This window comes from Phyllobacterium sp. LjRoot231 (genome assembly GCF_964253365.1).
Lineage (GTDB): Bacteria > Pseudomonadota > Alphaproteobacteria > Rhizobiales > Rhizobiaceae > Phyllobacterium.
The window spans coordinates 310424-332829 of sequence record NZ_CAXUQT020000001.1 but is presented as its reverse complement, the minus strand read 5'-3'; the positions used below and the strand labels follow the sequence as shown (position 1 = coordinate 332829).

Sequence of the window (22406 nt, the reverse complement as noted above, 5' to 3'; positions counted from 1 at the left end):
ATTAACGAGTGGAATTGTTCGGCCTCCGATGGCATGGTTTCATGGATACACCCGAAGGCGCGCGGGCGGCAAGAAAGAGCGACGATGGCGCTCGTGTTGACGGGCGTTAATTCACCTCAACCTACTTTGCTTGCCCCAATTCTGACGGGAGGAGCGGTAGCACATATGCTTTGTACTCTTCTAGGGGTGGTGGCGGCCCACGGTCATAGGTGTATCTGTCAACTAAAGATTGTCCGAGCAAGCCAGAAAAAAAACTATTCTCGTCAAGCGCCGTAAAGAACCGTTCTGTTTGCGCTAACTTTCCCGTTTCTGTCGAAAACCACAATTTGGTTACGGCCTTGTCGCCATAGCGCTGCCAATCGGTTTGGAAGACCGTCGTATCATTTCCGTCCATGGTCTCAGTGCCATGCTTAGTGCAATTTTGAAAGACCGGCCGTCCATCATCGGTATGATCGACCGTTCCACGCCTGTATGCGAGCCAAGGAGAGTCTGGCTTGCGGACGTAGATGGTCTGGTCGTAATAAAAGGTCCAGAGCCATAGCTTCCCGCTATCCTGACCCGTTCCTGTAACGGTTGAAACCGTTTGGTAGCGACCCGTGTTTGCTGCGTGTTGGTACGCCGCGTTGAGCTCAGCACATGTATTATCGTCTGCCTGTGCGCTTGCAACTCCTGCAAAAATGCAAAGCCATACCCAAATCAATTTCATTAACTACCCCCGCCCTATCTTTTTTACTCTGAGTCAGCGCCGCGACGAATTCTGCGCGTCCGGATCAACGATCACTCCGCGCACGCCGCTTTTGCCACTTTTGTTCAAGGTAGCTACTATAGGACTCCATACCGAGATAGAGTTGTTGGGTGTAGTCCGCCAGTTCCCGCAAATTATCCAGTCTCGCCCAACCATGAGCGGCAATCGCAGCGTGTGCGCCTCCCTTCGCCTCCCATTCAGACTTCAGACTGTACGCAGTGAACAACTCCGTACCTGTTAGCATGATGACGGGTGCTCGGGTGCGACGCTCCCGGGGAAGGTATTCGCGCCCCCAAGCGGCCAGCTTCCTTATTCGCGCTATTTCTTGTTGGGAAAGTTCGCTCGCTTCCTTCATCGTCGCGAAGACAATTGTCGAACCTTGAAACCGCTCCGCGAGGACCTTCATTCGATTAACATCGTCTTGTGTGAACGCTTCCCGGCCAAAGCTCTTGGCCTCACCGAACACCGCTTCGGTAGCATGGTCGTTGCCAAACATCTCCTTGCGTTGATACCAGAGGATAAAATCAGCTTCGACTTTGTGCTTCGGTCCAAGTTCCAATTCCCGCCCAGCCGACCAAGTCATTCGGGCGAGGTCCATGTGGCCAATAACATCGGAAAAAAATCGGAGCGTTAGCGCGGCGGCATAACCTCCGCGCGAATAGTCCGGGAGCGCGAATGGCCCAACTAGGCGGTAGGACCACCGGGTATGCTGACCAGAAGTCGGCTCAATGATTGGGAAAGCGAAGGGTTGAAGACACAAGCCACACTTCACAGTGTAGCCAAGGTCCGCTAACGGGTGCCAGCTCCAGCTCGAACATTTATCGCATTTGATTTCAAGTCCGAGTTCTAACGCATTTTGCTTCACGAGAATCTCAAAATTGTTTTGTCGCCAAATATCACCTTTGGTAGCGTTGTGAATGCGGTTTCGAAACTCTTGATGCTGAATGCTTCGCGATCCTGGTCTCCGCGATATTTCATTCAGAAGCTCAACTATTGCCCGGTGAGCGATGCTTTTAACGCCCCAAAAGCCGCCAAGCGTTTGCACAATCTGCTGAGTGGCGCTCCCGGCATCAGAGGCAGAAGATTTCACGTTGTGCGTTTCGAGCCATTTCCTGATAGCTGTTCCGCCATCCGACAATCGCCAGAACTGCGATCTGCTTCGAAATTCTTGGAAAGTCACGAATCCTTCGGTCGTAGAGAGCAGATTTTCCGATGCAACGTTGAGGCGGGTGAAAAGGCCATGCTGATGGCTGGTCGGATAGACTACAGCAATTTGATCACTTAAGCTCCAATCTCTCAACTTGATGACGTTGGCCCACCGACTTTGGCCACCATACTCAGAGGCAAACGTCGGATGCAGTCCTTCAAACCGCAGCTCGGGCGTTTGCAGATCAATGGGAACATCAATCGTTTTCTGATCGGCTGACAGCGTTGTTTGCTTTTTTCGCTGAGTGGATCCCGAAGAAGATCGCCAAAGCGCTGGGTACCAGTCCTGACGAGTATTCGCTCCGTTGGTTTCGACCCTGAAATAGTCGTAATAGATGCGGTCGAGATCGCTCGTTGGAATGGAACGTGCAAACATCACGTGCGGGTGGATCATCACTCCATTGTCATTGCCCGGAAGAGGCCGATAGTTCAGCTCTATAAATTCCTTTGAGTACGCTGATAGTTCCTTCGCCCATTGGAGGGGAATTGGCACAACGTCGCGGCGTGTAGCACGAAGATTCCAGAAGTCGAGGAGGTCTTGTGGCTTGGTCGCGTCCAGTACAAAAAGCGCAGGATCGGCGCGATCATGATAATCGACGTTGAGCTTCGAGTGTCCGATTCGGAGTGCCGTTCTTCCGCCCGATTGGAAGAGCTTGGCAAGCGTTTCACCGTCCAGTGAAATCCTTTCTGGGTCGAAGGCATCAATGAAAGCTTCCTCGAAATAGGCAAGGTCTTCGGTCTGCGGGAAACTACCTGCCAAACAGGCACACAACGCTTGAAACCTCTTTTCTCGCGCGACGACATGCACAATTCCGTGTTCATGCCGTCGTGTGAATTGGAATTCCTTTTTGTAAAGTTCCCGATAGAGGTCCAATACACTGAGACCATGACCACGCTCGTCACGATTGCCGTCGCGGGGCAAGATGTCAGCCAACTGAAGCACTCGGTCGCTCTCAAAGCCTAAACCTTCGGCCAAACCTGTGGACGTCTCCACGAGAAAATCTGGCTCAAAAAAACTAAGGTAGCCATTGACCACCTGCGGAGCGGTTTCAACAACGTGATGGCGATCCCACCAAGGAGGTATTTGCTTTATAATGGGGATGATCGGATTGTATTTTCCACCCCACAAGCAAGTGTTGATGCGGAAGATTTCTATCAGAGCGTCCATGTCCGTGGGGCGAACCAAGAACGCGAATCGTATTGGCCGCAGACGGACAGTTACGCTTACGTGTGACAATTGCTCCCCCAAGGGCCTGCTCGGCACCTCAAATCTATACCGCAAGTAATTGCGAATCGCGTCTACTGATACTGCCCGATCAGTTACTAAAGCGTGCACCAAGTGACGGCTCAACCACGGCTCTTGCCCTTTCCTTTCAGCGCGTCGAGTGCCGCGCTCATGCGACTGACGGTGCGCTTCAGTTCTTGAACATCGTCAATCCAATCGACTTCGCGGCTTCGCTGCACGTCGCGCAAATGATCGATCTGATCCTGCAAATCACGACGCACCTGCTCGGACTGATCGAGCTTTCTTTCCAGCTCACCCAATTCGCTGCCGACGGCCTTGATCACCTCTGCGGCGCTGAAGGCTTTCTTGCTCTCGTCGATCTGCTTTTGCAGGTGGGCGCGCACTTCTTCAAGCGCATCGCCGATGCCGTTCAGGATGGCCGTCAGGTCGACGAAGTCGCCGCCCCGCGTTTTGACGTAGGCCTTCTCGGAAACCTTTACCGGCGCGTTCATTGCAGCAGAGCCTCCTGTTGCTGTTTGAGATCATGCAATTTGAGCAAATCGTTCATCTGCTCACGCAACACGGCGTCCTGCCTTTGACGAACGGCCTTCTCGATTTCGATCAGTTCGACCAACTCCTTTGCCGTGGCCTTGAGGTTGCGCGTGTGGCTGTCCGCCACGCGTTGCAGCGCCGCCGCGTAGGCCTCGAAACCAACGCGCATCTGTTCGGCGATCAACCGCGCCAGTTCGCTGGAGAGTTGCTCTTGCGGAGTTTTGCTCTTGCCCATGACGCCACCTCACGCCTGATTGGTATAGGCGACGCGATCCGGCGCGACCGCCCATCCGGCATCGAGGATGCCGATGGCAGCGAGAAGCCGGTCTCGCGCCTCAACCAGTTTGCGGAACATTTCGGCTGTGCCGCCGAGATCACCCTGCGCAACAGCCGATGCGTGGCGCGAGTCGCTGATAGACGCTGCTCGCGACTCGGCTTTTGGCCATGAAGCTCATAAGTGTTATCAGTGATGTCATCGATCGACAGTGCGCGATCACGTGTTGCGGCGAACAAGTCCGCAATCCGCTGTTCGATCTTTCCTGCGCCTTTACTCATCGTGATAACACTTATCCTCCCCTAATTTTCTGGTGCTCGGATCAAGGCGCGCTCCTTTCAGCCACCGCGATCTCGCGGTAGCGCTTCAGGCCGTCACCCGGCTTACGAAGTTCGGCGACAATCAGTTCACTTTCGTCGATTGCTCCGGGACACCGTTCGTCAGCTGGCAGGTTCTCTATATCGGCATGGACGCGCGCTTTGGCTTGCTGCCAATCTCGATGGAACTTCGCTCGCTGCTCCTCGCGCCGTTTTTCGCGCTGCGCTATTTTCCTCGCCTTTTGCTCTGCCCAGCGCTGCTCGGCTTCGCGTTCCCTTTTCTCTTCTTCTTCCTCAGCACTGAGCGAAGCGGATTTTTTCTCCAAAGGAAAATCCGTCTTCGCGCGCATGCGCAAAGAATCTCTATCGAGTTCTCTATCGAGTTCGGGTGCAGTTGCTGCACCCCTTTTTTGCGAAAACTGCACCCCCTTATCGGGGGTAATTGCACCCCCGCTATCGTTGAGGGGGTGCACTGGGTGCACCCCTTGTCTTTGCAACTTCGTGGCCCAACGGGTAGGGTTTGGATTGACGTTCGCAAGCCGGAACACGTTTGCACCGAGTTCGGTCTTTTTGCCGGTCGGCACGAGATAGCCGGTCGATATGAGCAGGTCGCGGCACTTGATGGCGGTGTGCTTCGCCACATTGGCTCGCTCGACGATGGTGTCGATACCGGCAAAGGCGCGCTGCTGGTTATCGTCGCTGGCATAGTGCAAGAACACAATCATGACTGCTTTGGCCGCGTGGCTGAGACGCTTGTCGTCGTTGACGGCGTCGAGAAGTTCAAATTTCCAGTTTGCGGATCCGTTGTTTTGCTTTCGCGTGTTCATTGGAAACAGAGCCCCTGGGTGGCCCGGTAAATCTTGTGCTGGAACGGTCTGGAGGGTATTGTGGTGAAGGCAAGTAACCATCTCCCTCCCCAAACCCGTTTCGGAGACACTCCGGGCGGGTTTTTTCATTGCGGGCCAGAATGGCGGCAATTTTTCCCGTTTCAGTGGCCTTTATACTCCCTTCGCTCGCCTGTTCTGGTCAGGCGAAACCCGGTTCTTCCTGCCTGCTGGCCTCTAGAAACGTTAGTTGCCGAGCGGAAATCCGTCGTCAGTCAGCACATCTTTCCGCATCGTGGCTTTTGGCATGTTCGCCAGCGCGCGCCGCGTTTTAGCGAGCCATAGCCACTCGTTGTCGTAGTCCGGCTTTGTCTCGATGTAGGCGCACCGGACATCGCAGAGCTGCCGAGTCATCTCGCCACGCGGCAATCTGTAACGCGGATTGAGATATACGTAGCGGGTATGGTCGAACAAGCCGTCTTTGGCTTCCTGCTCCGCACGCGCACGTTGGTCTTTCAAATGCTGGTCAAGCAACGCATCGGCTCTTTCATCTTCTTCGGTGGTCATGACTATTGGCATCGCTCTATCCTCCTTGGTTGATTTGACTCCTGTCGTAGCAGCGGTTCTGCGCTGCCCGACTGCCGTAAACTTCAATTCTCAATAACCTCTTGCACTGGTGCTACCTTCGGCGGACGGCCTCGGCGTGGCGCACCGTGACGCTGCGCCGCCACCTTCTTGCGCCGATACGCCTCATGTTCCTTGCGTATGATCTTCGGTCGGTTGCCGTGATATACGGGCAGCGGGAAATCCGGATCGTGATCCATCAGCCAGTAGATATAGCCGCGCGAGCAGCGAAGGTCGGCGGCTACCTCTTTGAGTGTCATGAAATAGGAAAGTATCTCGTTCATAGCTGTCATCCACGTTTGAATGACAAGTAAAATTGTTAAAAGTTGGCGTGACAAGCCTTTTTTTCTTGCCGTTTCTTTGAGCAATGCCCGTTTCGCAAGCAAACTTAAGTGTATCTTTAACCTCGGTACGATTTCGGCTTGTTTTGTCCGGGGATAATCTAGCCGCCGTACAGTCTTTGTAAGTCTCGTTATAGGTCGTCACCAAAAAGTGAACAATTCCTGCAAAAAAATTCGTTTTGTGAACAATCAAAGCCTGCGGAAAATTCCGCACTCACGCCCGCTTCAGCGCCGTCACATTGTTATTCCCTGTGACGTAAGCGCCCCATGCATCGAGCAGCTTTCTGCGCTTGGCGACGGCGATGCTGCGCCGATAAGCATTTTCTGTATCGTTGCCAATCCGGTGGCCTAAAATTTCCTCGGCGGTCTCGCGGGCAAAGCCGGTTTCATCGCCAGCCCAATCGCGGAAGGATGAGCGGAAACCATGCGGAACCGCAATTTTGGCCGATACAAGCCTGCTGAGCGCATCGCGCATGTCGCCTTCCTCAAGGGCCGGGAACACCCGGCTTTCGCTTGTGCGGCGCTCCTGTGCGGCCAAAATCGCCAAGGCCGGTTTGCTCAGGGGAACGATATGGTCGCGCTCGCCGGTCTTGGTCCTCGCCTTCGGCACTGTCCACAGCGCCTTGTCCATGTCGAACTCGGACCACTCGGCCAGCCGCGTCTCGCCGGAACGGACGGCGGTGAGGATGGTGAGCAACAGCGGCGGCAGCGCCGGGTCGCTGGCCGTATCCAGACCGGCGACAAAGTCCGGGACATCGGCGTAGGGCAGCGCCGGGTGATGACCCTTTTGCAGCTTCGGACGCTTCGGCAGCAAATGGTCCAAATTGCCGCGCCACGCTGCCGGGTTGTCGCCTGAGCGATAGCCCTTGGCCTTGGCGAAATCCAAGACCCGCTCGACGCGCCCGCGCAACTGCTTGGCGGTCTCCGCTTTCTCCAGCCAGACGGGTTTGAGGATGCCGAGGATATCCTCAACGCCGATGGCGTTCACCGGCATGTCGGCAATGGCGGCGGCGTGCAGGGTGAGCGAGCGGTTCCAGCCATCCTCCGTCTTCTTGTTGCGGAACGTCGGCTTGAGGCTGTCGAGCAGCGCCGTGCCGCATTTCGCAAATGTCATGGCATTGCGCTTTTTCTCCGCCATCGGGTTCTTGCCCTCGGCGATCTGTTCGTGGATGGCCAGCGCCTTCTTGCGCGCCAGCGGGATGCTCGTCCGCCCGGCCTTGCCCGCGCCGGTCCAGCTGCCGAGGCCCGGCTCCCACACTTTCTTGCCGCGCTGCCACATGAAAACCCAGCTCTTCGAGATTGTGAATTTTGTTTTTGTGGTGCTAACCTTCATGTACAGGTTCGGTACCGTGCCTTCCGCGTAGCGTCCGGGTTCGGTCAGACTGTCGATGATTTCCTTGGTGAGTGGCGGGATGTGTTTGCGGGTTCTGGGCATTGGCTTTCCTTGGCGTTTTCCTAGTTAGGTATATGACACCACCTAACACTTACGGACGGCCATGGCAAATCAACACATTGAAAACACTGGCTTTTTTACAATTATGGACACCCACGAACACCCACGACAGCTTGCCCCGCTCCCTCATGGTGAGCCTGTCGAACCACGCACAGCAGCATTGCCATCCGGCAAATCAGCACCCTTGAAAGCGACCAGATCAAAAATAATCGTGGCTGTTTATCCACACCCTCCAAACCTCGCTTATTCTAACGGCGTCCTTTCCATGGGGAACTGCTTCCGGAGCCGTTCGAAGTGGGGAGAGGATCGGCGCCTCCGATGGCGGGTAACGGACCCGTCGTCCGGGGAAGTTCTGTCCAAGGGTTCCCCTGCCGGTACTAAGGCCGGTGCGTGCTGGACGAGCACTGTGAGGGCGGCAGATTGGCTGGGCGCAGTCCTGGCCGCTGGCGTTTCCGACGCGGAACGGACGGGATCAAAAAACGCCGGACGGGCGGTCTTCGGATCGCATTTTTATTCTACCAAGACGCGCTTCGACGACCGCCCGTCTTTCCCACCACCAAGCAATGGCCAGACGCGAAAGCGGGCGTGGCAAAGGGAGCCTCTATGTTGAGCCGAGCAGAGAAGGAACGGTCGATGAAGCAGGTCAATTGCATGAAAGAATTTCGGTTGTCACCCCGGGTGAAAGTCGGGGTGCGGCAGGATCCGTATGGCGATCCTATGCCCGCGTCAGAACTGCGCGCTCTCGAAGAACGAAGCAGCCTGCTGCTTGCCATCGGGCAAAGCGTGGCAACTGTTTTTGGATACTACAAGACATGTCATCGCAAGACCTGCCAGAGGCACCGCTGCTGCAAGGAACGCGAGTCCGAATTGCGAAACTATCCCGACAGCGCATTGCCTCCTTGCATTCCCTGGAAAGACTCCAGCATTTTCTTCGTGGTGACCATTCAGATCATGCGGTGGGTAAACGGGGGCCAGTCGGTCACCTATACCGAAGACGGCAGCTTCCAATGCGATGGGAAAGTGATATCTAGAAAGACATGACAACGAAACCGCGCATCACCATTACCTATTGCACGCAATGCAGCTGGCTCCTGCGCTCCGCCTGGATGGCGCAGGAGCTGCTCTCGACCTTTGGCGCCGATCTCGGCGAGGTGGCACTGATCCCCGGAACAGGCGGGATTTTCGAAATCCATGTCAACGGCGATCTCATCTGGGAGCGCAAGCGCGATGGCGGGTTTCCCGAGGCCAAGGTGCTGAAGCAGAAGGTGCGCGATATCGTCTGGCCCGAGCGCGATCTCGGCCATTCCGACGGGCATAAGGCTGCCGGTGCGTCCTTCGACAAGCTCAGGATGAGACAGGAGGAGCCCTGCACCAACGCCCCCAATGAGCCAAGCTCCAATACTACTCAGGGTGGGTCAAGCGCCAACGCCCCTCATGGTGAGCCTCGTGAGCTGTCGAACGGCGAACCACGGGGTGAAGATGAGTAAGAGTAAGCCGGAGATTACCACAACCAGGCTCGACGACGCGGCGCGCGCTGGCTGGTTGTATTATGTCGCCGGCAACACCCAGGACGAGATTGCCGCCAAGCTCGGCATTTCGCGCCAGTCGGCGCAGCGCATGGTGTCGCTGGCCGTGTCGGAAGGGCTGGTCAAGGTAAGGCTCGACCATCCAATCGCCCATTGCCTAGATCTCGCCGCGCAACTGAGGCAGCGCTTTGATCTCAAGATGGCGGAGGTGGTGCCGACCGATCCGGGCTCCACCTCGACGACGCTCGGCATTGCCGATGCGGCGGCGGCGGAGATGACGCGCTGGCTGAAATCGGAAGCGCCGATCATTCTTGGCATTGGCACCGGGCGTACGTTGAAGGCGGCGATCGAACAGCTGTCGCCGATCGAATGCCCGCAGCACAAGGTGGTGTCGCTGACCGGCAATATCTCGCCGGATGGTTCGGCGGCTTTCTACAACGTCATTTTCAACATTGCCGACAAGATCAAGGCGCGGAGTTTTCCGATGCCGCTGCCGGTCATCGCCTCCTCGCCGGAGGAGCGCGAGCTTCTGCACAGCCAGGCGATGATCCGTCCGGTGCTGGAATTGTCGGCGCGGGCGAATGTTGCGTTTCTTGGCATTGGCGATCTCGGGGAAGACGCGCCGCTCTTCATCGACGGCTTCATTTCGCGCGAAGAACTGAACGCCTTGCGCCAGGCCGGTGCGGTCTGCGAAATCATCGGCCGTGCCTTCGACCGCAACGGCGTGCCCATCGAGGGCCTGACCAATGACCGCGTCGCCAGCGCGCAGATCCCGTCGCGCGACACCGCGACGGTCATCGCCACCGCCAAAGGTGCGAAAAAGCTGCCGGGCATTGTGGCGGCGATAAAGGGCAACCTTATCAACGGCTTGATCACCGACGAACAGACCGCGGAAGCACTCCTCCGCAGCTAGCTCCCACCGTATTGTTGCAATGCAGCGACGAATTGCTCTTGACTTGTTTCGCCATTGTGTGAGTATTTGCCCATAAGACAAGCAATTGCTCATAACATTCGGGAGGAATGAGATGTTATCAAGAACGCTTCTGCTCGCCGCGGCGTCGGTACTCGCCATGTCGAGTTTTGCGCATGCGGAAACGCTGACCATCGCCACGGTCAACAATGGCGACATGGTCCGCATGCAGAAACTGACCGATGATTTCACCAAGAAAAATCCGGACATCAAGCTCGAGTGGGTGACGCTCGAAGAAAACGTATTGCGTCAGCGCGTCACCACCGACATCGCCACCAAGGGCGGCCAGTACGACGTGCTGACCATCGGCACCTATGAAGTGCCGATCTGGGCCAAGCAGGGCTGGCTCCTGCCGCTCGATGGTCTTGGCAAGGACTATGACAAATCGGACCTTTTGCCGGCTATCGATGCCGCCGTTTCCTTTGACGGCAAACTCTACGCCTCGCCCTTCTATGGCGAAAGCGCCATGGTGATGTATCGCACGGACCTTGCCGAAAAGGCGGGCGTGAAGATCCCTGAGAAGCCGACCTGGGATGAGATCGCCAACGCGGCCAAGAAAATGACTGACAAGTCGACCGAGACCTACGGCATCTGCCTGCGCGGCAAGGCCGGCTGGGGCGAGAACATGGCGCTCCTGACGGCGACCGCCAATTCATTCGGCGCCCGCTGGTTCGATGAAAAGTGGCAACCGCAATTCGATCAGCCGGAATGGAAGAAGGCGCTGACCTTCTACGTCGACCTGATGAAGGAAGCAGGACCTCCCGGTGCATCGTCGAACGGCTTCAACGAGAACCTGGCTCTGTTCCAGACCGGCAAATGCGGTATCTGGATCGATGCGACCGTTGCTGCGTCCTTCGTGACCAACCCGAAGGACTCGAAGGTTGCCGACAAGGTGGGCTATGCGCTCTTCCCGACAGGCGGCGTGGAAAATCATGGCAACTGGCTGTGGGCTTGGAACCTCGGCATTCCTGCCAGCACCAAGAAAGCGGAAGCTGCGCAGAAGTTCGTCTCCTGGGCGACAGACAAGGCCTATACGGAGCTCGTCGCCAGCAAGGAAGGCTGGGCCAACGTTCCTCCAGGCACGCGCAAGTCGCTTTACGCCAATCCGGAATATCAGAAGGCAGCTCCCTTCGCCAAGATCACGCTCGACGCGATGAATGCGGCGAATACCACCAAGCCGACTGTCAAGCCGGTGCCTTATACGGGTGGCCAGTTCGTCGCCATTCCTGAGTTCCAGGGTATTGGTACGGCGGTTGGACAGCAGTTTTCGGCGGCGCTTGCCGGTTCGATGAAGGTCGATCAGGCATTGCAGAGTGCACAAGCGCTGACGACACGTGAGATGACGAAGGGCGGCTACATCAAGTAGGATCCTCCTGGCTCCGGACGGTTTCCTGACGCGAATGTCAGGGGCAGCCCGGGCCTCCTTTTGCATTCTCACTTTTAATGATTACTGCATTGGAACCCGACCATGGCTACGCTTCAGACACGTGCAACTGCCCGTCTCATGATGTCGCCCGCCGTCATCCTCCTGTTTCTGTGGATGATCGTGCCGCTTGTCATGACGCTGTACTTCTCGTTCCTGCGCTACAATTTGTTGATGCCGGGAACCGAGGAATTTGCTGGCTTTCTCAACTACCAGTATTTTCTGACCGACCCCGCCTTTTTCACCGCGCTCGGCAATACGCTGATGCTGGTCGGCGGTACACTGCTTATCACCGTGATTGGCGGCATCCTGCTGGCGATCGTGCTTGACCAGCCATTCTTCGGGCAGGGCATCGTCCGCCTTCTGGTAATCGCGCCGTTCTTCGTCATGCCGACCGTTTCGGCACTTGTCTGGAAGAACATGCTGATGCATCCGGTCAACGGGTTGTTCGCGTGGATCGCCCGCTCGTTCGGGTTCCAGCCTGTCGACTGGTTCGCGGAACTGCCGCTGTTTTCGATCATTCTCATCGTCGCCTGGCAGTGGCTGCCTTTCGCCACGTTGATCCTGCTCACCGCCCTGCAATCGCTTGACGGCGAACAGATCGAGGCCGCGGAAATGGATGGCGCAGGGGCTCTCTCTCGCTTTTTCTACCTGGTGCTGCCGCACATGTCGCGCGCGATTACCGTCGTCATCCTCATCCAGACCATTTTCCTGCTCAGCGTGTTCGCCGAAATTCTGGTGACGACCAATGGCGGACCTGGCCTGCAGACGACGAACATCACCTATCTCATTTACGCTCAGGCGCTTCTGCAGTTCGATGTGGGCGGCGCTTCGGCCGGTGGTATCGTCGCGGTGATCCTCGCCAATATCGTCGCCTTCTTCCTCATTCGCCTCATCGGCAAGAACCTTGAGAGGTAAGAGCCCTTTCTGGCCATATTGACCTATTCTGACGGAGGTGTGTTGTGACAAGATCAAGTAAAGACAGGAAGACCCGCACTCTGCGTGCGGGCGAGTGGCTTTGCGCCGGGATTGGCGCAACAAACCCTGTCCCTTCGGGTTTCCGGCTGGCGGACACCCACTTTGTCAGGCGGCTTCGTCCGATGAACCACATCGACCTTGCCGCCTTCCGCGTGGATTGTCTCGCCAGTCGAGAAACAGAATACGGCCAATATGGCCAGAAAGGGCTCTAGGCCATGGCCCGCGCAGTCACAACACGGCGAAAGCTGACCTTCACCATCCTCGGCTGGGCTATCGGTCTCCTGATCTTCTTTCCGATCCTGTGGACTTTCCTCACCAGCTTCAAGACGGAAGGAACGGCGGTCGCCACGCCGCCGCAGTTCCTGTTCTTCGACTGGACACTCGAGAACTACCGCGAGGTGCAAAGTCGCTCAGACTATATGAAACATGTCACTAATTCGGTGGTGATTTCTGTTGGGTCGACGCTCATCGGCTTGGCTCTCGCCATCCCGGCAGCTTGGGCAATGGCGTTCTCGCCGACCAAGCGCACCAAAGACGTGCTGATGTGGATGCTTTCCACCAAGATGATGCCGCCGGTCGGCGTTCTGGTGCCGCTGTATCTGATCTTCCGCGACTGGAGTCTCCTGGATACGCGTCTTGGTCTCGTAGCGGTCCTCACCATGATCAACCTGCCGATCATCGTCTGGATGCTCTACACATATTTCAAGGAAATACCGGGCGAAATTCTCGAAGCGGCGCGCATGGACGGCGCATCGTTGATGAAGGAGATCGTCTATGTACTGACGCCCATGGCCGTACCGGGTATTGCATCAACCATGCTGCTCAATATCATTCTTGCATGGAACGAGGCGTTCTGGACGCTGAACCTTACAGCGGCCAACGCCGCGCCGCTCACCGCCTTCATTGCCTCCTACTCTAGTCCTGAAGGCTTGTTCTGGGCCAAACTGTCGGCCGCATCCACCATGGCGATTGCACCGATTCTGATCATGGGATGGTTCAGCCAAAAGCAGCTGGTTCGCGGTCTGACCTTCGGCGCCGTCAAATAATCAGGGGGATATCATGGGAAGAATTACACTCGAAAAAGTATCAAAGTCATTTGGAACCACCTCGGTCATTCCAGAAATCGACCTTGAAATCGTCGATGGCGAATTCGTTGTCTTCGTCGGCCCTTCCGGCTGCGGAAAGTCGACCTTGCTGCGCATGATCGCCGGTCTGGAAGACTTAAGCGGCGGCCGTATCATCATCGATGGCAAGGACATGTCGAGCGAGGCACCGGCCAAGCGTGGTTTGTCCATGGTTTTCCAGTCCTACGCGCTCTATCCGCATATGAGCGTCTACGGCAACATCGCCTTTCCGCTCAAAATGGATGGTCAGGACAAGGCTGCGATCGACAAGAAGGTGAAGGACGCGGCGCATATCCTCAATCTCACCAACTATCTTGATCGGCGGCCAGGACAACTATCCGGCGGACAGCGCCAGCGCGTTGCCATCGGGCGGGCAATCGTACGGCAGCCGAAGGCGTTTCTCTTTGACGAGCCGCTATCCAATCTCGATGCGGCCTTGCGCGGCAACATGCGGCTCGAGATCAGTGATCTGCATCACCAACTGAAGACCACCATGATCTACGTGACCCATGATCAGGTTGAAGCCATGACTATGGCCGACAAGATCGTCGTACTGAATGCCGGGCGTATCGAGCAGGTCGGATCGCCACTCGACCTCTACCGCAGCCCGAGAAACGTCTTCGTGGCAGGGTTCATCGGCTCGCCGCGCATGAACCTGATCGAGGGACAGGAAGCTGCCAAGCAAAATGCGACTACGCTGGGCGTGCGGCCAGAACATGTGCGTATCTCCAAAACCGAAGGCGCCTGGAAAGGCACTGTGGGAGTGACCGAACATCTCGGCTCCGACACCTTCATCCACATACAAGTCGATGGGGTCGGCAAGATCACCGTGCGGACCGATGGCGATTTCACCACCGATTTCGGCCAGCAGGTTTACCTTACGCCAGAGGCCGACCGGCTGCATCGCTTCGATGCGAACGGCCAGGCAATTTGAATGACAAACAGGTAATTGAAATGAACAGACTTGCAGGCAAGACGGCATTCATAACGGGTTCGGCGCGCGGCATCGGTCGCTCGTTCGCGGAGGCTTACATACGCGAAGGCGCCGCTCACGTTGTGATCGCTGACATCAATCTGGAACGTGCGCAGGAGACTGCCAAGGAACTTGGCAGCCAGGCGCATGCGGTCCGGCTTGATGTTACAAACCAAGCCTCGATTGACGCCGCCGTCAATGAAACCGTCGACAAATTTGGCGGTATCGATGTGCTCATCAACAATGCGGCGCTGTTTGATCTGGCACCGATCGTTGAGATCACCCGCGAGAGCTATAACAAGCTCTTCGCGGTCAATTTCTCCGGCACGCTGTTCACGCTGCAGGCAGTCGCCAAGGTGATGATTGCACGTGGCAAGGGCGGCAAGATCATCAATATGGCCAGCCAGGCCGGGCGTCGCGGTGAGCCGCTCGTGGCGATTTATTGCGCCACCAAGGCCGCGGTGATCAGCCTGACCCAATCAGCCGGCCTCAACCTGATCGAGCACGGTATCAACGTGAATGCCATCGCGCCGGGCGTGGTTGATGGCGAGCATTGGGAAAGCGTCGATGCCCTTTTCGCCAAGTATGAAAACAGGCCGCGCGGCGAGAAAAAACGTCTCGTCGGGGAAGCCGTTCCCTATGGCCGCATGGGGACCGCGGAAGATCTGACCGGCATGGCGATTTTCCTGGCGAGCAGCGAAAGCGATTATATCGTCGCCCAGACCTATAATGTCGATGGCGGCAACTGGATGAGCTGACGTTTCCGCGCGGCTCAGTGGTGCCGCCGACGCAGCATATTTGAATAGAAGGGTTAGGCCCGATGACTGTAAAACTCTCGAAAGCTGCGTTGCAGAACCTGCCGAAGAATGTCGGCGTTCCCGGCTATAGCCAGTCCGACCTGAAGGCCGGGATAATCCATTTCGGCATCGGCAATTTCCACCGCGCGCATCAGGCTGTTTATCTCGATGCGTTGTTCAACGCCGGGACGGATCATGAATGGGGTCTGGTCGGTGCAGGTGTTCTCGCCTCCGATGAGGTCATGCGGCAGAAACTGCAGGCGCAGGATTGGCTGACCACAGTCGTTGAACAGGACAGTGGACACAGGGTTGCCCACGTCACCTCGTCGATGATCGACTATCTGCAGCCGGGCGATAGCGCCAACACCATCGCCCGTCTTGCCGATCCCGAAATTCGCATCGTCTCGATGACCATTACCGAGGGAGGCTATTTCATCGATCCGGCTTCCGGTGTGTTCAATCCGCAGCATCCTGCAATCGTTGCCGATGCGGCCGATATGAAAGACCCGAAAACAGTTTTCGGGCTGATCCTTGCCGGCTTGATCCGCCGCCGCAATGAAGGCACCGCGCCGTTTACCGTCATGTCGTGCGACAACATTCCCGGCAATGGTCATGTGACGAGCGATGCCGTCAGCGGTCTCGCTGCTCTTATCGATGCGAACCTTGCCGAATGGATCAAGCAAAACGTTGCATTTCCCAACAGCATGGTCGATCGCATCACGCCGGCCACGACGGATCGCGAGCGAAATCTTTTGGCCACGGACTTCGGCATCGAGGATAATTGGCCGGTTTTCTGCGAGCCCTTCAAGCAATGGGTGCTCGAAGATCATTTTCCCACGGGACGCCCCGCGCTTGAAAAAGTCGGTGTGACCTTCGTCAAGGACGTCGCTCCTTATGAGTTGATGAAAATCCGCATCCTCAATGGTGGTCATGCGGCGATAGCCTACCCGGCATCGTTGATGGATATCCACTTCGTGCACGAAGCCATGGAAGAACCGTTGATCCGCGACTTCCTGACCAAGCTCGAGCGCGAGGAAATCATCCCGGTCCTGCCGCCGGTGCCTGATATGCCCTTCGATGACTATTTCGACCTCATTGTACGACGCTTTTCCAATCCGAAGATTGGCGATACGATTCAGCGCCTGTGCCAGGACGGATCCAATCGCCAGCCGAAATTTATCCTGCCGACCACAGCGGACAGGCTGAAGGCGGGCAGGAGCATCACCGGGCTGTCGCTGGTTTCAGCGCTGTGGTGCCGGTTCTGCGCCGGGACGACGGACTCCGGCAAGCCGACGAATTATCTCGACGCCAGCGCCGAACGATTAAAGGTCGAAGCCTTGAAAGCCAAGGATGATCCAAAAGCGTTCCTAGCGATGACCGATATATTCGGTGAGGTCGGAACCTCGCCGATTTTTGTTGAATCGTTCTCGCGAATCCTCCGGGCGCTCTGGGATAAGGGCGCGCGCGAAACCTTGAAGCTCTATCTCGACGATAAGCTCTAATATGGCGAAACCTGCTCTCGTCATATTCGATTGTGATGGTGTCCTCGTTGACAGCGAACCAATTTCAATCGCTGTCCTGCTCGATATGATCGCCAAGAGCGGGACAAGGATGTCCGAGGATGACGCCTATGACCGATTCCTCGGGCGTAGCATGACGACGATCAGTAAAATATTGCACGAGGACTATGGTTTTGCGGCGAGCGAGGCAGATCTTGATGAAATGCGGGCCAATCTCTTCGCTCGCTTCGAGCTTGACCTGAAGCCCATACCGGGTATTGCCGAGACCCTGCCAAGGCTGGACGTGCCGCGCTGCGTGGCCTCATCGAGTCAGCCCGATCGCATTCGCCTGTCGTTGAGACTTACAGGATTGCTTGACCTGCTCGATCCGCATATTTTCAGCGCCACAATGGTGAAACATGGCAAGCCGGCACCGGATCTGTTTCTGCTGGCAGCAAAAACCATGAAGGTTGAGCCACAGGATTGCGTCGTGATCGAGGATAGCCCGGCCGGAATAGAGGCAGCCAAAAATGCAGGCATGCGTGTTTTCGCTTTTACCGGGGGCACTCATTCCCGCGGCGGGCGGCTTGAGGCTGTACTTGCTTCCCTCAAGCCAGACCGTATATTCGACGACATGTTGGAGTTGCCGGGCTTGCTCACAGCGCAGGAAGCCACACCGAAAGTTCGTTGATGCCGGAATTCGTCTGTGCGGTAGATGTCGGGACAGGAAGCGCCCGTGCGGGCATTCTCGATGCCAAGGGAAACCTGCTTGGTCGCGTCGAGCACCCAATTTTGATGAACCGGCCGCTTGCCGATCACGCAGAACATGATTCGGAAGACATCTGGAAATCCGTCTGCATCGCCGTGCAGGGCGCCATCGCGGCGTCCAAAGTCGATCCGGCTCATGTCGTTGGCATCAGCTTCGATGCCACTTGTTCCCTGGTCGTTCGTGATAGGGAAGGCAGACCCTTGACCGTCTCGACCTCGGGCGAGAAACGTTGGGATACCATCGTCTGGCTCGACCACCGTGCGCTGGATGAGGCAGATGAATGCACGGCGACAGGCCACAAAGTCTTGAGTTATCTCGGCGGCGTCATGTCGCCGGAAATGCAGACACCAAAGCTGATGTGGCTGAAGCGGCATCTGCCGGATACGTGGAACAAAGCCGGCTATTTCTTCGACCTTGCCGATTATCTGAGCTGGAGAGCATCGGGCTCGCTGGCCCGCTCGCAATGTACGCTGACCTGTAAATGGACCTACCTTGCGCATGAACTACAAGGCTGGCAGCCTGACTATCTTGAGACCATTGGCCTTCAAGACATGGTTAAGCGCGGCAATCTGCCCGAGCGTGCCAGCCCGGTGGGCGCTGACGTTGGAAGGCTGACGACCGAAGCAGCCAAGGCGCTGGGACTTACCACCGCATGCCACGTCGGCGCAGGGCTGATCGATGCCTATGCCGGCGCGCTGGGAGTTCTCGGCGGTTTTGCCGGAGACCTCTCGCAAATCGATCGACACCTTGCTCTGATCGCGGGGACGTCAAGTTGCCTTATGGCGCTGTCGCAGGAGCCTATTTCATTCAGCGGCGGCTGGGGACCGTATTATGGCGTTGCTCTGCCGGATTGCTGGTTGAGCGAAGGCGGACAGTCGGTAACCGGCGCACTGCTCGATCATGTCACCCGCTGGCATGGCGCTGTCGGTGAACCCAACACGGCGCTGCACAAGAAGATCACCGAGCGGATCATGGAACTGCGCGACAAAGAGGGGCCTGACCTCGCTAGCCGTCTCCATGTTCTTCCGGATTTCCATGGCAACCGGTCGCCGCTCGCCGACCCGCACGCCGTGGGTGTGATCAGCGGTCTGACACTGGATGCGTCATTCGACAGCCTCTGCCGGCTGTACTGGCGCACCTGCGTCGGGATCGCGCTGGGTGTCCGGCACATTCTGGATGCGCTCAACGACAAGGGCTATGCCATCGACACCATGCACGTGACGGGCGGTCACACGAAAAGCCCCTTGCTGATGGAGCTTTATGCCGATGCAACTGGCTGCACCGTGATCACTTCGGCTGCCGAAGATGCCGTGCTGCTTGGCACGGCCATGGTGGCAGCGACGGCAGCCGGGATTTATCCCGATCTGCCTTCCGCCTGCATCGCAATGAAACAGGGTGGCCGGCCGCGCCAACCGGACCCGACCGCGCGCAAACGTCTCGACAGGGATTACCGCATTTTTCTGGAAATGCATGCCCAGCGGAAGGTTCTGGACACGCTATAATAACTACTGAGGAAGATTGCAGTTTCGTTGTGCGCGGTTCGACGGGGCTCACCATGAGGGAGATGGGTTGATTGCAGGGAGCCAAGAATCCCAACGTATGCGACTACCGTTGCAGCCCACTCACTCCCTCATGGTGAGCCCCGTCGAACCACGCACAATGGCAATGCAGTTCCCGTTGTCGTAATGCTAATGCGCTTCGTCCCAATTATGCGCCGCACGCGCATCGACATGCAGGGGCACGGACAGGGAGATCGCGGGCATGGCGGCATTCTCCATGACATGGCGAATGATAGGAATAGTTGCTTCGACTTCCTCTTCGGAGGTCTCGAAGATCAATTCGTCGTGCACTTGCAGGAGCATGCGCGCCGAGAGCTTTGCTTCGTTCAAGGCTGGCTCCATGCGCACCATGGCGCGGCGGATGATATCGGCCGCAGAACCCTGGATCGGCGCATTGATCGCGGCACGTTCGTTAAATGCCCTGTGTGTCGGATTGGATGAACGTATCTCCGGATAGTGTGCGCGCCTTCCGAAAATCGTCTCGACATAGCCATGCTGCCGGGCGAACGCTTTCGTCGCTTCCATGTAATCCTTGATGCCAGGGAAACGTTCGAAATAGGTACGGATATATTGGCCCGCTTCCTCGCGGGGAATGGACAGCTGGTTGGCGAGGCCGAAGGCGGAAATGCCATAGATGATGCCGAAGTTGATCGCCTTGGCGCGGCGGCGAACCTCCGAGGGCATGTCCTTGACCGGGACGCCGAACATTTCCGACGCCGTCATAGCATGAATGTCGATGCCGTCGGCAAAAGCCTGTGTCAGTTGCGGAATTTCGGCGACATGCGCCAGCACCCGCAATTCGATCTGGCTGTAATCGGCAGAAATAAGCTTGTTGCCGGGTTCAGCGATAAAGGCGGTGCGAATCTTGCGGCCTTCGCTGGTACGCACCGGAATGTTCTGCAGGTTGGGCTCGGATGAGGAGAGGCGGCCTGTCGAGGTCGCCGCCATGGCGTATGATGTGTGAACACGTTTTGTCTGCGGATTGATGTAGCCGGGCAGGGCGTCGGTATAAGTTGATTTGAGCTTGGTCAGCTGGCGCCAATCGACGATCTTGCGCGGCAGTTCATGTCCCTCTGCCGCGAGGTCTTCAAGAAGTTGGGCCGAGGTTGACCATTGGCCGGTCTTGGTCTTGGAACCACCGGGCAGGCCCATTTTTCCGAACAGGATATCGCCCATCTGCTTCGGGGAGCCAATATTGATTTTTTCGCCAGCGAGCCGGTAGATATCTTCCTCTATCGCTGCCGCTGACTGAGCGAGATCACCCGACAGGCGCGAGAGAATCTGGCGATCGACGGAAATGCCGCGCTCTTCCATGCGCGCGAGCACGGGAATAAGCGGCCGCTCCAGCCGTTCATACACCGACATCAGTCCGTCGGCGACGAGACGGGGTTTCAACAGACGCCACAGCCGCAATGTGACATCGGCATCTTCCGCTGCATATTCCGTGGCCCGCTCGATCGCGACCTTGTCAAAGGTGACCGATGACTTACCCGACCCGATCAAATCCTTGTAGGCGAGGGGCTTGTGGCCAAGCCAGCGATCGCAAAGACTGTCCATGCTGTGACTGCCTTCACCGGCATCCAGCACGTAGGAGATGAGCATCGTATCATCGAGTGGATGAAGGTCGATACCGTAGCGGTGCATGACCAGCCACTCATATTTCATACTGTGCGCAATCTTGAGGACCGACGCGTCCTCTAGAAGCGGCTTCAGCATGCGGAACACATCGCGCTCGGGTATCTGGCGCTCCACCAGCCCGCCGCCAAGAAGATCGCCATCGCCGGATATGTGATTGATCGGGATATAGGCGGCGCGTCCAGGCCTTGTAGCAAGCGACAGACCGACCACTTCGGTCTGCATCGGGTCGGCAGACGTGGTTTCCGTATCGAATGCGATGACGCCGGATGCCATCGCCTCGTCAATCCAGACTTGCAGCGCCGCGACGTCGCGAATGGTTGCATAACCACTGCGATCGATCTTGGCCGAAAGCACTTGATCCGTACGTGATTTCACCAGGTCGGCAGGTGTCGCCACGGCGTTTCCCGTGGCTGACTTGGTGGTGGGCGCGGCCGTTGCCGCCGGTTTTGGCGGGCTGGGGAGATCGTCTTCGGATGAAATATCCAGATCCGGTCCATGCGCCTCTGCGACTGCCTGGATGCGGACATTTGCCGGTTCGATCTCGCTTGCATCGACATTGGTTGCTTCCGCAGCCCGACGCGTCAGCGCGTTGAACTCCATGGCCTTGAGAAAGGCGACGAGCTTCGGTCCATTCTGGGGTTCGAGGCCAAACTCCTCGATACCGACATCAACAGGCGTGTCTGTCTTCAGCGTTACGAGTTGACGCGAGATACGCGCCTGGTCTGCATATTGGAGAATGTTCTCGCGGCGCTTCTGTTGCTTGATCTCGCCAGCGCGCGCCAGCAGCGTGTCGAGATCGCCGAATTCCTCCAGCAACTGCGCGGCGGTCTTCGGCCCGATGCCGGGAATGCCGGGCACATTATCGGTCGAATCGCCGGTCATCGCCTGCAGGTCGATCATCTTCTCCGGCGGCACGCCCCATTTCTCGATGACATCGGGAATGCCGATCTGCTTGTCCTTCATGCTGTCATACATCGACACCAGCGGTGTGACGAGCTGCATCAGATCCTTGTCGGAGGAGATGATGGTGACCTCCGCGCCAACCGCCTCTGCCATGCGGGCGTAAGTCGCGATCAGATCGTCGGCTTCATACCCTTCCTTTTCGATGCAGGGCAGATTGAAAGCCTTTGTGGCTTGGCGAATCAAACCGAACTGCGGAATCAGGTCTTCCGGCGGTGCCGAGCGGTTTGCCTTGTATTCCGGATAGATTTCCTTGCGGAACGTATGCGCCGAATAGTCGAAGATCACGGCAAAGTGCGTGGGCGTATCGCGCACGGATGTGTCGCGCGCTTCCCTCAGCAGTTTCCACAACATGTTGCAGAATCCGGAGACAGCGCCCACTGGCAAACCGTCTGATTTGCGGGTCAATGGGGGGAGTGCGTGATAAGCCCTGAAGATATAACCGGAGCCGTCGACGAGGAAGAGATGATCACCTTTTTTCATGGCGCCTACGATTAAATGATCATCTGCAAAAAGGGAATGATCTGTCTTTTTCTTTCAACGAAAGATCGCTTGGACACGCGTCTATCCTGACAAATGAGCATCACGCGTTTGTTACAAAGATGTAATCTGCGATGCCCTTGAATTGC

Annotated in this window: 20 protein-coding genes and 1 pseudogene; 12 read left to right on the top strand and 9 right to left on the bottom strand. The window is 57.0% G+C overall.

Annotation, left to right across the window (positions count from 1 at the left end; genetic code table 11):
* Positions 1-121: 121 nt before the first annotated feature.
* The 8 genes from ACSQ3H_RS01565 to ACSQ3H_RS01530 form a co-directional block, all read right to left on the bottom strand.
* A complete protein-coding gene (locus ACSQ3H_RS01565; RefSeq protein WP_436115413.1) occupies positions 122-706 on the bottom strand; it encodes a hypothetical protein in 585 nt (194 codons plus the stop codon).
* Positions 707-770: 64 nt separating this feature from the next.
* A complete protein-coding gene (locus ACSQ3H_RS01560) occupies positions 771-3119 on the bottom strand; it encodes a hypothetical protein (RefSeq protein ID WP_436115412.1) in 2349 nt (782 codons plus the stop codon).
* Positions 3120-3298: 179 nt separating this feature from the next.
* Positions 3299-3688: a hypothetical protein gene (locus ACSQ3H_RS01555; protein WP_436115411.1), complete on the bottom strand. Its 390-nt coding sequence runs from the start codon at positions 3686-3688 to the stop codon at positions 3299-3301.
* On the bottom strand, positions 3685-3963 hold the full coding sequence (locus ACSQ3H_RS01550) for a hypothetical protein (protein ID WP_436115410.1): 279 nt from the start codon (positions 3961-3963) through the stop codon (positions 3685-3687). Before ACSQ3H_RS01550 ends, ACSQ3H_RS01555 begins: the two co-directional genes overlap by 4 nt.
* Positions 3964-4324: 361 nt before the next feature.
* A complete protein-coding gene (locus ACSQ3H_RS01545) occupies positions 4325-5146 on the bottom strand; it encodes a helix-turn-helix domain-containing protein (RefSeq protein WP_436115409.1) in 822 nt (273 codons plus the stop codon).
* Between the two features lie 243 nt (positions 5147-5389).
* A complete protein-coding gene (locus ACSQ3H_RS01540) occupies positions 5390-5722 on the bottom strand; it encodes a hypothetical protein (protein ID WP_436115408.1) in 333 nt (110 codons plus the stop codon).
* A 71-nt stretch (positions 5723-5793) separates the two neighbouring features.
* A complete protein-coding gene (locus tag ACSQ3H_RS01535) occupies positions 5794-6051 on the bottom strand; it encodes a helix-turn-helix transcriptional regulator (protein ID WP_436115407.1) in 258 nt (85 codons plus the stop codon).
* Positions 6052-6322: 271 nt separating this feature from the next.
* Positions 6323-7543, bottom strand: coding sequence for a tyrosine-type recombinase/integrase (locus ACSQ3H_RS01530; protein ID WP_436115406.1), 1221 nt, complete (start codon positions 7541-7543; stop codon positions 6323-6325).
* 651 nt (positions 7544-8194) lie between these two features.
* Between ACSQ3H_RS01530 and ACSQ3H_RS01525 the strand changes: the two genes are divergently transcribed.
* The 12 genes and pseudogenes from ACSQ3H_RS01525 to ACSQ3H_RS01470 all read left to right on the top strand — a co-directional run bounded on the left by ACSQ3H_RS01525 (position 8195) and on the right by ACSQ3H_RS01470 (position 19122).
* Positions 8195-8602, top strand: coding sequence for a hypothetical protein (locus ACSQ3H_RS01525; protein WP_436115405.1), 408 nt, complete (start codon positions 8195-8197; stop codon positions 8600-8602).
* Positions 8599-8871: pseudogene (locus ACSQ3H_RS01520) on the top strand (SelT/SelW/SelH family protein); the annotation flags it as partial. The gene ACSQ3H_RS01525 and the pseudogene ACSQ3H_RS01520, both read left to right, overlap by 4 nt.
* Before the next feature lie 169 nt (positions 8872-9040).
* Entirely contained in the window at positions 9041-10000 is a 960-nt protein-coding gene (locus ACSQ3H_RS01515; protein ID WP_436115404.1) for a sugar-binding transcriptional regulator, read from the top strand.
* Between the two features lie 112 nt (positions 10001-10112).
* Positions 10113-11423: an ABC transporter substrate-binding protein gene (locus ACSQ3H_RS01510; protein WP_436115403.1), complete on the top strand. Its 1311-nt coding sequence runs from the start codon at positions 10113-10115 to the stop codon at positions 11421-11423.
* Positions 11424-11525: 102 nt separating this feature from the next.
* Entirely contained in the window at positions 11526-12398 is an 873-nt protein-coding gene (locus tag ACSQ3H_RS01505) for a carbohydrate ABC transporter permease (RefSeq protein WP_436115402.1), read from the top strand.
* A gap of 44 nt (positions 12399-12442) precedes the next feature.
* Complete coding sequence (locus ACSQ3H_RS01500; RefSeq protein WP_436115401.1) at positions 12443-12670, top strand: hypothetical protein; 228 nt, start codon at positions 12443-12445, stop codon at positions 12668-12670.
* A gap of 3 nt (positions 12671-12673) precedes the next feature.
* Entirely contained in the window at positions 12674-13504 is an 831-nt protein-coding gene (locus tag ACSQ3H_RS01495; RefSeq protein ID WP_436115400.1) for a carbohydrate ABC transporter permease, read from the top strand.
* 13 nt (positions 13505-13517) lie between these two features.
* Entirely contained in the window at positions 13518-14516 is a 999-nt protein-coding gene (locus ACSQ3H_RS01490) for an ABC transporter ATP-binding protein (RefSeq protein WP_436115399.1), read from the top strand.
* A gap of 20 nt (positions 14517-14536) precedes the next feature.
* Entirely contained in the window at positions 14537-15313 is a 777-nt protein-coding gene (locus ACSQ3H_RS01485; protein ID WP_436115398.1) for an L-iditol 2-dehydrogenase, read from the top strand.
* A 62-nt stretch (positions 15314-15375) separates the two neighbouring features.
* Entirely contained in the window at positions 15376-16854 is a 1479-nt protein-coding gene (locus ACSQ3H_RS01480; protein WP_436115397.1) for a mannitol dehydrogenase family protein, read from the top strand.
* Between the two features lies 1 nt (position 16855).
* Positions 16856-17542, top strand: coding sequence for an HAD family hydrolase (locus ACSQ3H_RS01475; protein ID WP_436115396.1), 687 nt, complete (start codon positions 16856-16858; stop codon positions 17540-17542).
* Positions 17542-19122 carry an FGGY-family carbohydrate kinase gene (locus tag ACSQ3H_RS01470; protein ID WP_436115395.1) on the top strand — a complete coding sequence of 527 codons (1581 nt, stop codon included), beginning with the start codon at positions 17542-17544 and terminating at the stop codon, positions 19120-19122. The genes ACSQ3H_RS01475 and ACSQ3H_RS01470 overlap by 1 nt, the downstream gene beginning before the upstream one ends.
* 186 nt (positions 19123-19308) lie before the next feature.
* On the opposite strand, the gene polA is transcribed toward ACSQ3H_RS01470, so the two are convergent.
* The gene (polA, locus tag ACSQ3H_RS01465) at positions 19309-22260 is read right to left on the bottom strand and encodes a DNA polymerase I (protein ID WP_436115394.1); all 2952 of its coding nucleotides are present in this window, start codon (positions 22258-22260) and stop codon (positions 19309-19311) included.
* Positions 22261-22406 lie beyond the last annotated feature (146 nt).

Bases quoted from the DNA above. Each gene is read 5' to 3' on its own strand.
- ACSQ3H_RS01565 (WP_436115413.1), bottom strand. From the start codon at position 706: ATGAAATTGATTTGGGTATGGCTTTGCATTTTTGCAGGAGTTGCAAGC.
- ACSQ3H_RS01560 (WP_436115412.1), bottom strand. From the start codon at position 3,119: ATGGACGCTCTGATAGAAATCTTCCGCATCAACACTTGCTTGTGGGGT.
- ACSQ3H_RS01555 (WP_436115411.1), bottom strand. From the start codon at position 3,688: ATGAACGCGCCGGTAAAGGTTTCCGAGAAGGCCTACGTCAAAACGCGG.
- ACSQ3H_RS01550 (WP_436115410.1), bottom strand. From the start codon at position 3,963: ATGGGCAAGAGCAAAACTCCGCAAGAGCAACTCTCCAGCGAACTGGCG.
- ACSQ3H_RS01545 (WP_436115409.1), bottom strand. From the start codon at position 5,146: ATGAACACGCGAAAGCAAAACAACGGATCCGCAAACTGGAAATTTGAA.
- ACSQ3H_RS01540 (WP_436115408.1), bottom strand. From the start codon at position 5,722: ATGCCAATAGTCATGACCACCGAAGAAGATGAAAGAGCCGATGCGTTG.
- ACSQ3H_RS01535 (WP_436115407.1), bottom strand. From the start codon at position 6,051: ATGAACGAGATACTTTCCTATTTCATGACACTCAAAGAGGTAGCCGCC.
- ACSQ3H_RS01530 (WP_436115406.1), bottom strand. From the start codon at position 7,543: ATGCCCAGAACCCGCAAACACATCCCGCCACTCACCAAGGAAATCATC.
- ACSQ3H_RS01525 (WP_436115405.1), top strand. From the start codon at position 8,195: ATGAAGCAGGTCAATTGCATGAAAGAATTTCGGTTGTCACCCCGGGTG.
- ACSQ3H_RS01515 (WP_436115404.1), top strand. From the start codon at position 9,041: ATGAGTAAGAGTAAGCCGGAGATTACCACAACCAGGCTCGACGACGCG.
- ACSQ3H_RS01510 (WP_436115403.1), top strand. From the start codon at position 10,113: ATGTTATCAAGAACGCTTCTGCTCGCCGCGGCGTCGGTACTCGCCATG.
- ACSQ3H_RS01505 (WP_436115402.1), top strand. From the start codon at position 11,526: ATGGCTACGCTTCAGACACGTGCAACTGCCCGTCTCATGATGTCGCCC.
- ACSQ3H_RS01495 (WP_436115400.1), top strand. From the start codon at position 12,674: ATGGCCCGCGCAGTCACAACACGGCGAAAGCTGACCTTCACCATCCTC.
- ACSQ3H_RS01490 (WP_436115399.1), top strand. From the start codon at position 13,518: ATGGGAAGAATTACACTCGAAAAAGTATCAAAGTCATTTGGAACCACC.
- ACSQ3H_RS01485 (WP_436115398.1), top strand. From the start codon at position 14,537: ATGAACAGACTTGCAGGCAAGACGGCATTCATAACGGGTTCGGCGCGC.
- ACSQ3H_RS01480 (WP_436115397.1), top strand. From the start codon at position 15,376: ATGACTGTAAAACTCTCGAAAGCTGCGTTGCAGAACCTGCCGAAGAAT.
- ACSQ3H_RS01475 (WP_436115396.1), top strand. From the start codon at position 16,856: ATGGCGAAACCTGCTCTCGTCATATTCGATTGTGATGGTGTCCTCGTT.
- ACSQ3H_RS01470 (WP_436115395.1), top strand. From the start codon at position 17,542: ATGCCGGAATTCGTCTGTGCGGTAGATGTCGGGACAGGAAGCGCCCGT.
- polA (WP_436115394.1), bottom strand. From the start codon at position 22,260: ATGAAAAAAGGTGATCATCTCTTCCTCGTCGACGGCTCCGGTTATATC.